This is a genomic window from Geobacillus sp. YHL, assembly GCF_022341265.1.
GTDB lineage: Bacteria > Bacillota > Bacilli > Bacillales > Anoxybacillaceae > Geobacillus > Geobacillus thermoleovorans.
In genome coordinates, this window is record NZ_JAEIGB010000028.1 from 24032 (window position 1) to 33674 (window position 9643).

Consider the following 9643-nt stretch of genomic DNA (forward strand, 5'->3'; position numbering starts at 1 on the left):
ATGGATGGAGCACGGTCAACGAATGACGGATGGACGGAAACGATGGCTCTTGCTTGTTGGCGCAGCCGTCTGGCTCGGTCTCCCTTGGCTCGTCTTCGGCAATAACTACGTGCTAAGCACTCTGATTCTCATCGGGCTGTACGCGCTCGTAAGCACAGGGATGACGCTGTTGATGGGGTATGCGGGCCAAATTTCGCTCGGCCAGGCGGCGTTTTACGGCATCGGGGCTTATGCGTCCGCCTATTTGACCGCGCATGCGGGATGGCCGTCCTGGCTGGCGCTGGCTGCCGGCGCGGTTTTGGCTGCTTTGGTGGCGCTTGTGGTCGGCATTCCAGTTTTTCGGCTGCGTGAGCATTATTTGGCGTTGGCGACGTTAGGCTTTGGCGTCATTATGTTTACATTTTTCAAGGAATGGAAAGAGATCACGGGAGGGCTGAATGGTTTTTTTGGCATTCCGCCGATCCGTATAGCCGGGGTTCCGTTGCAAAGCGATCTCCAGTTTTACTACCTCGTTTCGTTGTTTGTTCTGGCCGGGTTATGGTTTGCCCATAATATTGTCCGCTCCCGGGTCGGAAGGGCGCTGCGGGCGATTCATGGAAGCGAGGTGGCAGCAAGCTCCCTTGGGGTGAACATTATGAAATACAAGCTGCAAATCTTTATGCTCAGCGCGGTCTACGCTTCGATTGCCGGGAGCTTATACGCCCATTACGTCACGTTTATCAATCCGGATTTATTCGGCATCGTCCCTTCGATTTACTTTTTAATCATGGTGGTCATCGGCGGGACAGCCAGCGTATGGGGAGGACTCATCGGCGCGGCCGTCTATGTTTGTTTAGGAGAATGGCTCAAAGCCGTTGTCCCGCTGTTGCTTCCGAATGCCGGTGGAGAGTTTGAAATTGTCTTTTTTGGCTTGTTGCTCGTCGTCATGTTGATCTATATGCCGAACGGGTTGACGGGTGTGATGCAAAAGAGGATGCGGCGCTTTTTGGAAATGGGCGGACGTCAAGAGAAGCAGATAGCCACAGTTGAGAGGCATAAGGCGCGTTCGATCGGAGGGGAGCGGGGATGAGCGCAGTGTTGCTCGAAGTGGAGCAATTGTCCAAGTCATTTGGCGGCGTTCAGGCGGTGCAGAACGTGTCCTTTCACGTGAAAAAAGAAGAAATCGTCGCGGTGATCGGGCCGAACGGGGCAGGCAAAACGACCTTGTTCAATATGATCAGCGGCATTATTCCGCCGACGAGTGGTCTCGTTCGTTTTCAAGGAGCCATGGTCAGCGGCAAACAACCGCACGAGTTGGCGATGCTGGGAATGACAAGGACGTTTCAAAACTTGCAGCTGTTTTCTGATATGACGGTGTTGGAAAATGTGATGGTCGGATTTCATTCACGGTTGAAGAGCGGAATCCTCAGCGCCGGCTTTCGGCTGCCGCGTACGGTGAAAGAAGAAAGGCAAGCGCAGAAACAGGCGTTTTCCTGCCTCGAGCAGGTCGGTTTGGCCCATCTCGCCTGCAAGCGGGCAGGCACGCTGCCATATGGGATGCAGCGGCTCGTGGAAATCGCTCGGGCGGCTGTGTCTCGTCCTTCGCTCATTTTGCTTGACGAGCCGATGGCCGGGCTGAACCCGCAAGAATCAAAGCAGCTCGTTGATGTGTTGCTGGCGATGAGGGAACAAGGCTTTACCTTTTTGTTCGTGGAACATGATATGGAAACGGTGATGGCGATCGCCGACCGGATCGTCGTCCTCGATTATGGGAAAAAAATCGCCGAAGGGGCGCCGGAAGAGATTGCGCGGCATCCTGATGTCATCAAGGCGTATTTGGGAGAGGAGGCGGTCTGATGCTCGTGCTTCGCAACGTTCATGTCTACCACGGCCATTTGCACGTGTTAAAAGGGGTCAGTTTGCAAGTGGACGAAGGAAAAATCGTCACTGTTGTCGGCGCCAACGGGGCGGGCAAAAGCACGCTGCTCGGCACGATTGCCGGCGTCTACGCTCCAACCGAAGGGGAGATTCTTTTTGAACATAAACCGCTTCCATACGGAAAGGTGGAGCAAATTGTTGAAAAAGGTATTTGCCTTGTGCCGGAGAGGCGGCAAATTTTTGACAGCCTGTCCGTGAGGGATAACTTGCTGCTGGGGGCGTACCGCCGCCACCGCCGCGACGGACAGGAAGTGAAGCGCGACTATGAGCGGGTGCTTGAACTGTTCCCGAAACTGCAAACGATGCTCGACCGTCCGGGAGGACTATTAAGCGGCGGCGAACAGCAAATGCTGGCGATCGCCCGCGGGCTGATGGCGAGACCGAAGCTGCTCTTGCTTGACGAACCATCGTTAGGGCTGGCGCCGCTTGTGGTCAAGGAAGTGATGGGGATGCTGACACAGCTCTGCGATCAATTTCAGACGGCCATGATTCTTGTCGAGCAAAACGTGCGAGCCGCCCTGCAGACAGCGGATGAGGCGTATGTGTTGGAACGGGGAAGCATCGTGGTGCACGGGAAGGCCGCCGAGCTGCTTGCCGCTGAGCGGGTGGCAGAGGCGTACCTTGGAGCGGCGTGCCGCCGATGACAGCCGTATATCGTCGTTGTTTCTTTCCCCTATTTCTGCTATGATGGGGGTAGATTTGACCCTCATTTCGGCATGAATGGGTCTCAGCCATAGAGGCAAGATGTCGGACGAAGCGCCCGTCGTGTGGAAACATCAAGAAGGAAAGCCGCCCAACCGCCAGCGGAAGGCGCAGGGCGGCTGATGACGAAAAGGGAAGGATGGGAGAACCGTATGGATGATCGTACATTTCGCAGAGCCATGGGAAAATTTGCGACCGGCGTGACGGTCGTGACGACCGAATTTCAAGGGGAAGCGAAAGGAATGACGGCGAACGCGTTTATGTCCGTTTCGCTCGACCCGAAACTTGTCGTTGTCTCCATTGGCCATAAAGCGCGAATGCATGACATTGTCAAGCAAACGGGGAAATTTGCCGTCAACATTTTGCGGCGCGATCAAGAGGAGTTGTCGCGCTTGTTTGCCGGCCAGTTGAAAGAAGAGCGCCCCGTTTCGTTTGATTGGGTGAACGGCCATCCGATTTTGCCGGAGGCGTTGGCGAATATTTTATGCAACGTCCACAGCACGTACGTGGCCGGCGATCATACGCTTTACTTTGGGGAAGTGACCGATATTTTGATGAAAGACGAACCGGGCGACCCGCTCTTGTTTTTTGAAGGGAAGTACCGGAGCATTGGACAATAAGCGCCCTTGGATGGATCGGGGCCGCTATGTCGATGCGGGTACGACGCAACAGGCAGTTCAGCCCGTCATCTTGCGTCCCGGCCGTTTCCATGGCGCTATTAGAAAAGGTGTCCCGCTGTTTGGGACACCTTCGTTGTTATTTTTTCAATACATCGTGATCAACGTACCGTTCGCCGTTCAGTTCGCTGATGACGTTGATGGCGACTTTCGCCCCGTCGCCCGCTGTGATGATCGTATGAACGCTGACGCCGGCCACCGTCCCTGCCGCCCAAATGCCGTCGATGTTCGTTTTGCCATTGGCGTCGACGTCAATCACCGTTTTAATGCGCGGCTCCGTGCCCGGTTTGGTGCGCAGGCCGATTTTTTCCGCGAGATCCGTGGCGACGCCGGTGGCGAAGATGACGTGTTTCGCTTCATAGGATCCGGTTTCCGTTTCAAGGCGGAATCCCCCGTCTGTTTTTTGCACATTTGTCACTTGCGTTTCCACCAATTCCGCCCCGAATTTTGCGGCTTGCTTTTTCCCGGTTTCCACCAATTCCGGGCCGCTGATTTCCGGAACCCCGTAATGGTTTTCCACCCAAGCGCGCTTTGTCATGCCTTTGTCGCTGTCAAACAAGACCGTTTTCTTCCCGGCTTTGGCGGCGAAGATCGCAGCGCTCGCTCCCGCCGGTCCAGCGCCGATGATGGCGATGTCGTACATCGTGACCGCCTCCTTGTTTTGAATATTGGCACTATCATTCATTACTTTATCACAAATGGAAAAAGGGTCCAAATGATCTGCTTTTTATTTATAATTGCTATCATTTTATATTTACTTTAAATAATTATGGGCGTATAATAGATACCAAACACGCAGCAAAGGGGAGGAAACGCGTGAATAAACCGGCCGTTTGTGAACAGTGCGGCCAGCCGTTGCGGCGGCTGAAACACTCACTGCTTTGCCAATGCGGGACGAAAATTGTGGTTCAAAAATCATATCGCTAAAAACGATTTCCTGTTTCTGTCGTATTCAACCGGCGAATGGCGCCGGTTTTTTTCTGTCCTCATTTGGGGTGGCGGCGAATATATAAAAGTAAAACCGCATTTTTCACAAGGGTTGGTGCCGCTGATGCACGACAAACGAGATTTGGGCGCCCGCTTGGCCGCTTTTTACCGAGGGATGGCGGAGTGGGTGGGACAAAAGCAGAAGTATTTTCCTCTTCCATCCCATGAAGAGAGCCGGGATCAGTTGCTTGCTTACTTATATATGAGGGAGCATATGCCGTCGGATTTGCATGAAGCGATGGAAGACGCCGGATGGCGGCTCGAGGGGCAAGAGGCTCATCTCATCGACGCGATCGAACAAGTTTTGGCATATTTGCGCACGCGGGTTGATGGCGGATGGGAGCTTCGAAAGATGACAAGAAAGGAAGCGAAACAGTTGCTTCATAAACGGGCGGAGGCAGTGTTCGGAAGCCCAAGTTCTGTTCGGCCGACACGCATTATGGTGACGATGGACGAGGCATGGGTGGATGAGCCGGGGCTGATCGAGCGGCTGCTTCTTTATGGCATGGACATTGCCCGCATCAACTGCGCCTACGGTTCTCCAGAAACGTGGGAGGCGCTCGTGGCCATCATTCGTCAAGCCGAGAAGCAGTTGGAGCAACAGCTGCAGGGGAGGCGATGCCGCATTTACATGGATCTGCCGGGGCCAAAAATCCGGGTCGACCGCTTGGCGGTCAACGCGGGGCCGATGAAGCTCTCTGTGAAGAAAAATCTATATGGAGAGCCAATGGAGCCGCTCTTCGGCCTCATTTCCTTCTCTTCTTCCCCGCCGCCGTCTCCGCTCCCCCGCGATGTTTCATTCTTGTGGCAGTTGACGGCTGAGGACGGAGCGACCGTCGAAGAAGGGGATGAACTGCTGTTTACCGATGTGCGCGGAAAAAAACGAAAACTGCGGGTGGCGGAACAAATCGCGCCGTCTTGTTTTAAAGTGTTGCTCTCACAGACCGCCTATGTGCAAAAAGGGATGAAACTGCGGAACGGATCGGCTTTGTTCACCCTCTCCTCCGTTTTGTTCATTCCGATGAAAGCGTTTGTCACGATCGGTACACCGCTTTATATTTACTTCGATGACGCTGCGTTTGCGGCGGCGCACAATGGCGGTGGAGTGAAAATGATGACGACATTGGCGAAAGCGTGGCGCAACGTGCGGGTGGGGGACCGCCTTTACTTGAACGACGGGCAAATTGCGGCGCGGGTCGTCAAAGTGCACGAGCGGCATGTAGAGGCCAAAGTCGTTGCCGATGGCGGAAAGCGAAAAGCGATTAAGCAAGGAACGGGCATCCATCTTCCCGATTCGTTTCTCCATTTGACGGTTCCGCCGCTCACCGACCGCGACCTTGAATGGATTCCGTTCATCGCGAGATGGGCGGATATCGTCGGGCTGTCGTTTGTTCAGGCCCCTCATGACCTGCGAAAGCTTTATCATTTGCTTGCCGAACAAGGGGCTGGTTCTCTCCCGGTGATCGCGAAAATCGAAACGCGGGCGGCGCTTCATAACTTCGTTCGCATCTTGCTTGAGGGATTGAAGTTTCCGGCGTTTGGTGTGATGATTGCGCGCGGCGATTTGGCCCTGGAGATTGGATTTGAACATCTTGCGGCCGCACAGAACGACGTTTTGGCGCTATGCCGGGCGGCTCACATCCCGGTCATTTGGGCGACGCAAGTGCTTGAACAAATGGCGAAAAAGGGAATTCCGTCGCGCGCGGAAATCTCGGATGTTTTTGTTGGAAAACAGGCGCAATGCATCATGTTGAACAAAGGAAGGCATATTGCGGAGGCGGTGCGCTTATTGTCGTCGTTGTTGGAAAAGGAGGAGAGGCAGAGTGGATCGCTGGCGATGCCGAAAACGGACGGCGAACGGATGAACCTGCTTAACTTGTGGGAGGATGAAGGGTGAGCGTTGGCCACTGCTTCCGCCGTCTGTTTGAGAAATGAGCCGCGCCAAAAAAGGAGTCCTGCTGTGTTAGGGGGCTCCATATTTTTTGTCTAAATGTAAACCTATATAAAAATAAAGTTGACAAATAAAAAACACATCAGGCACAATAGAAACAAATATTTGGAGAGGAGGGAAGATGTGCGAATCCATTCCTTTGTTTGGGCGGCATTTTTTGCCGCGTTGACGGCGGTCGGCGGATTCATCAAAATCCCGGTGCCGTATGTGCCGTTTACGCTGCAAATCGCCGCAGTCTATTTGTCGGGATGTCTGCTTGGTCCAAGAACAGGAGCGCTCAGCCAGATGCTTTACGTGTTGATCGGGCTGGCGGGCGCACCGGTGTTTGCGGAAGGAGGCGGGCTCGGTTATATTTGGAAGCCGACGTTTGGGTACTTGCTTGGCTTCATTGCTGGAGCGTATACGTGCGGCTCGCTTGTGCACCGCTTTCAATGGACAAGAGCGCAGGACATATGGAAGGCGAATTTGGCGGCATTGTTCGTCGTGTATGCGTTTGGCTGCACGTGGCTGTACATAGCAATGAAATGGATCGCGGAGACTCCGCTTTCCATCGGCCAAACGCTATGGTTCGGCTTTCTTCTTCCGGTGCCGGGGGATCTCGTGCTTTGCGCCGTTTGTTCCGTCGTGGCGGCGCGCGTATGGCCGCGCGTCCGACCGATCATGATGACTCGAGGGATGGGGGGATAAGAGAATGGGGCAAGCCATTTTCATGACGGGAACAGGAACAGAAATCGGCAAAACGGTCGTCACTTCCATCGTGGCGTTGGCGCTGGAGCGGCTTGGGATGAAGGTCGGCGTGTTTAAACCGGTTCAGACTGGACTGGCCGAAGACGGGGTGTCGTTTGCCGAACAATATTGGTACGAACGAGTGGCGAAGATTCCGACATCAGAAGGCATGTACTATATGGAACCGGCGATGTCGCCGCATTTAGCGGCGAAGTTGACCGGCACGTCCATCGAACCAGAGAGGGTGGCCGAACGGTTGGAATGGTTGAAGCAGCGCTATGATGTGGTGCTCGTCGAAGGAGCGGGAGGGTTGGCCGTTCCGTGGTGTGAGCGCGACGGACGATTCTATATGACGAGTGATTTCCTTCGTGATTATCAGCTGCCGGCGATTCTCGTGTCGCTCTCAAGCCTTGGTGCGATTCATCACGCGGTGACGACGGCGGCGTATGCCGACGCGCAAGGCATCCGCTTGCTTGGCCTTGTATTCAATCAGTTTCAAGAGCAGGAGATCATCCACCAAAACAATGTCGAAACGATCGCCGCCTTGCTTCGGCTGCCGGTGCTGGCGGTCGTGCCGCTCCTTCCTGCAGTCTCAAGGAGGGAACTGGAAACCCTAGCTCAGCATTGGATCGAACAAGGAAAGGCGAAACAACTGCTGGAGGTGCTTGGCGTTGGCGTATAGCTACGAGCAATTGGAACAGTGGGACAAGCAGTACGTCTGGCATCCATTTACGCAAATGAAGCAGTATGCCAAAGAACGCCCCTTGATCATTGAACGCGGGCAAGGAAGCTATTTGTACGATGTCGACGGCAACCGGTACTTGGACGGCTATGCGTCGCTATGGGTCAATGTCCACGGCCATAACGATCCGGAGCTGAATGCGGCGCTTCGCGAGCAATTGGAGAAAATTGCCCATTCGACATTGCTTGGTTCGGCGAATGTGCCGTCGATTTTGTTGGCCAAACGGTTGCTTGAATATTGGCCGCACATGTCAAAAGTGTTTTATTCCGATACCGGGGCGGCGGCGGTGGAAATCGCGCTCAAGATCGCCTATCAGTATTGGAAAAACATCGACCCGGTCAAATATGCGAAGAAGAACAAGTTTGTCTCGTTGAAGGAAGCGTACCACGGCGATACGGTCGGGGCGGTGAGCGTTGGCGGCATGGAAACGTTCCACCGCATTTTTGCGCCGCTTTTGTTTGAGCGGATCGAAGTGCCGTCGCCGTACGTGTACCGTATGGACGAATACGGAAGCGAGCAGGAGATCGTCGGCTATTGTTTGCGCGAGCTTGAACGGGTGCTTGAGGAGCAGCACGATCAAATCGCCGCGGTTGTCATCGAGCCGCTTGTGCAAGGAGCGGCGGGGATCATCGTCCATCCGCGCGGGTTTTTAAAAGGAGTGGAAAGGCTTTGCCGCCGGTATGGGGTGCTCTTCATTTGCGACGAGGTCGCCGTCGGCTTTGGCCGCACCGGCACTATGTTCGCTTGTGAGCAGGAAGAGGTGCAGCCTGATCTTGTCTGCCTTGGGAAAGGGATCACGGGAGGATATTTGCCGCTCGCGGCCACACTGGTCACGGAAGAGATTTATGCGGCATTTCTCGGCAATGTGGACGAAGACAAAACGTTTTACCACGGCCATACGTACACGGGAAACCAGCTCACTTGTTCCGTTGCGCTGAAAAACATCGAGCTCATCGAAACACGCGGCTTGATTGACAGCGTCAAGCGGAAGGCGCGCCGGCTGGCCGAATGGCTTGAGCGGTTGTATGAAATTCCAATTGTTGGCGACATCCGGCAAAAAGGCTTGATGTGCGGCATTGAAATCGTGAAAGACCGAAGAACGAAAGAAGTGTTTCCGCGCGCGGCCATGGTGGAGCACCGGATCATCCTCGAAGCGCGCCGGAGGGGGCTTGTCATCCGTCCGCTCGGCCCGGTGTTGACGTTCATTCCGGTTCTTTCGATGAGCGAAGACGAAATGGCTGAGGCGGTGCGCATTTTGTTCGATTCGATCGCCTGTTTGTACGAACAGGCGCGCGCAGAGCTTCTATAAGCGGGGGCGGCGGACAGCCGCCTGTTTTTGTTTTTGGAATATACTAGAAATCAAAGAAAATAATTTCCTTTAATGAGAATATCTTTTAGAAAGAAGCCTTCCTTTGCATTCACGGATCGATGATTTGGGAGAAATCGCCGTTTTTCACCAGCCTTCTAGGTACTGGCCTAAGCAGCGGGCGTTTTTCCTGCATACAGTGGGACTAAAGCAAGCGGAAGGGGGGAAGCAAGATGAGCCATCTCCAAGTGGCGGATGAGCGCATTTGGCGGCCGTGGGGCTTTTGGCGGCCATGGGGCTGGTGGTTTTGGCGGCCGCGCCCATTTTTCTTCGGCGCTCCGTTTTTTGTCGCTCCATTTTTCGGCGGCTTTTTAGGCGGTTTGCTCGGGAGCGCATTGGTTCCGCCGTTTTTCTATCCGTGGTGGTATGGCCCCATTTGGTGGTGAGAAACCGGCAAGGGTTGGGCGGACGGCCCACCCTCTTTTCTTGTTGTTGCATATGAATAAAGTGTAGCATTCTAGCTTTGGGGAAAGGAGAAGGAACGATGCTATTTCCAGGATTGTTGTTTGGCGCCCCATTTGTCGGCGGCTTCTTGGGCGGACTGCTCGGCGGCGCGTTGGCTCCGCGTCCGTTTT

Annotated in this window: 10 protein-coding genes; 9 read left to right on the plus strand and 1 reads right to left on the minus strand. The window is 54.5% G+C overall.

What is annotated here, in order from left to right:
- Window positions 1–4: 4 nt before the first annotated feature.
- The 4 genes from JCR24_RS16155 (at window position 5) to JCR24_RS16170 (ending at window position 3239) form a co-directional block, all read left to right on the plus strand.
- Complete coding sequence (locus JCR24_RS16155) at window positions 5–1069, plus strand: branched-chain amino acid ABC transporter permease (protein ID WP_238981011.1); 1065 nt, start codon at window positions 5–7, stop codon at window positions 1067–1069.
- A complete protein-coding gene (locus JCR24_RS16160) occupies window positions 1066–1836 on the plus strand; it encodes an ABC transporter ATP-binding protein (RefSeq protein ID WP_011232493.1) in 771 nt (256 codons plus the stop codon). Before JCR24_RS16155 ends, JCR24_RS16160 begins: the two co-directional genes overlap by 4 nt.
- The gene (locus JCR24_RS16165) at window positions 1836–2561 is read left to right on the plus strand and encodes an ABC transporter ATP-binding protein (protein WP_238981012.1); all 726 of its coding nucleotides are present in this window, start codon (window positions 1836–1838) and stop codon (window positions 2559–2561) included. The genes JCR24_RS16160 and JCR24_RS16165 overlap by 1 nt, the downstream gene beginning before the upstream one ends.
- Window positions 2562–2771: 210 nt before the next feature.
- A complete protein-coding gene (locus JCR24_RS16170; RefSeq protein ID WP_013524562.1) occupies window positions 2772–3239 on the plus strand; it encodes a flavin reductase family protein in 468 nt (155 codons plus the stop codon).
- A 136-nt stretch (window positions 3240–3375) separates the two neighbouring features.
- Here JCR24_RS16170 and JCR24_RS16175 read toward each other — a convergent pair whose 3' ends face one another.
- Window positions 3376–3939: an FAD-dependent oxidoreductase gene (locus JCR24_RS16175; RefSeq protein WP_013144288.1), complete on the minus strand. Its 564-nt coding sequence runs from the start codon at window positions 3937–3939 to the stop codon at window positions 3376–3378.
- 408 nt (window positions 3940–4347) lie between these two features.
- Between JCR24_RS16175 and JCR24_RS16180 the strand changes: the two genes are divergently transcribed.
- The 5 genes from JCR24_RS16180 to JCR24_RS16200 all read left to right on the plus strand — a co-directional run bounded on the left by JCR24_RS16180 (window position 4348) and on the right by JCR24_RS16200 (window position 9454).
- Window positions 4348–6180 carry a pyruvate kinase gene (locus tag JCR24_RS16180; RefSeq protein ID WP_235046458.1) on the plus strand — a complete coding sequence of 611 codons (1833 nt, stop codon included), beginning with the start codon at window positions 4348–4350 and terminating at the stop codon, window positions 6178–6180.
- A gap of 177 nt (window positions 6181–6357) precedes the next feature.
- Window positions 6358–6921 carry a biotin transporter BioY gene (locus JCR24_RS16185; protein WP_160270202.1) on the plus strand — a complete coding sequence of 188 codons (564 nt, stop codon included), beginning with the start codon at window positions 6358–6360 and terminating at the stop codon, window positions 6919–6921.
- A gap of 4 nt (window positions 6922–6925) precedes the next feature.
- Window positions 6926–7642: a dethiobiotin synthase gene (bioD, locus tag JCR24_RS16190; RefSeq protein ID WP_238981013.1), complete on the plus strand. Its 717-nt coding sequence runs from the start codon at window positions 6926–6928 to the stop codon at window positions 7640–7642.
- The gene (gene bioA / locus JCR24_RS16195) at window positions 7632–9011 is read left to right on the plus strand and encodes an adenosylmethionine--8-amino-7-oxononanoate transaminase (RefSeq protein WP_160270199.1); all 1380 of its coding nucleotides are present in this window, start codon (window positions 7632–7634) and stop codon (window positions 9009–9011) included. Before bioD ends, bioA begins: the two co-directional genes overlap by 11 nt.
- A 230-nt stretch (window positions 9012–9241) precedes the next feature.
- Window positions 9242–9454: a hypothetical protein gene (locus JCR24_RS16200; protein ID WP_020755109.1), complete on the plus strand. Its 213-nt coding sequence runs from the start codon at window positions 9242–9244 to the stop codon at window positions 9452–9454.
- The last annotated feature ends 189 nt before the right edge of the window (window positions 9455–9643 follow it).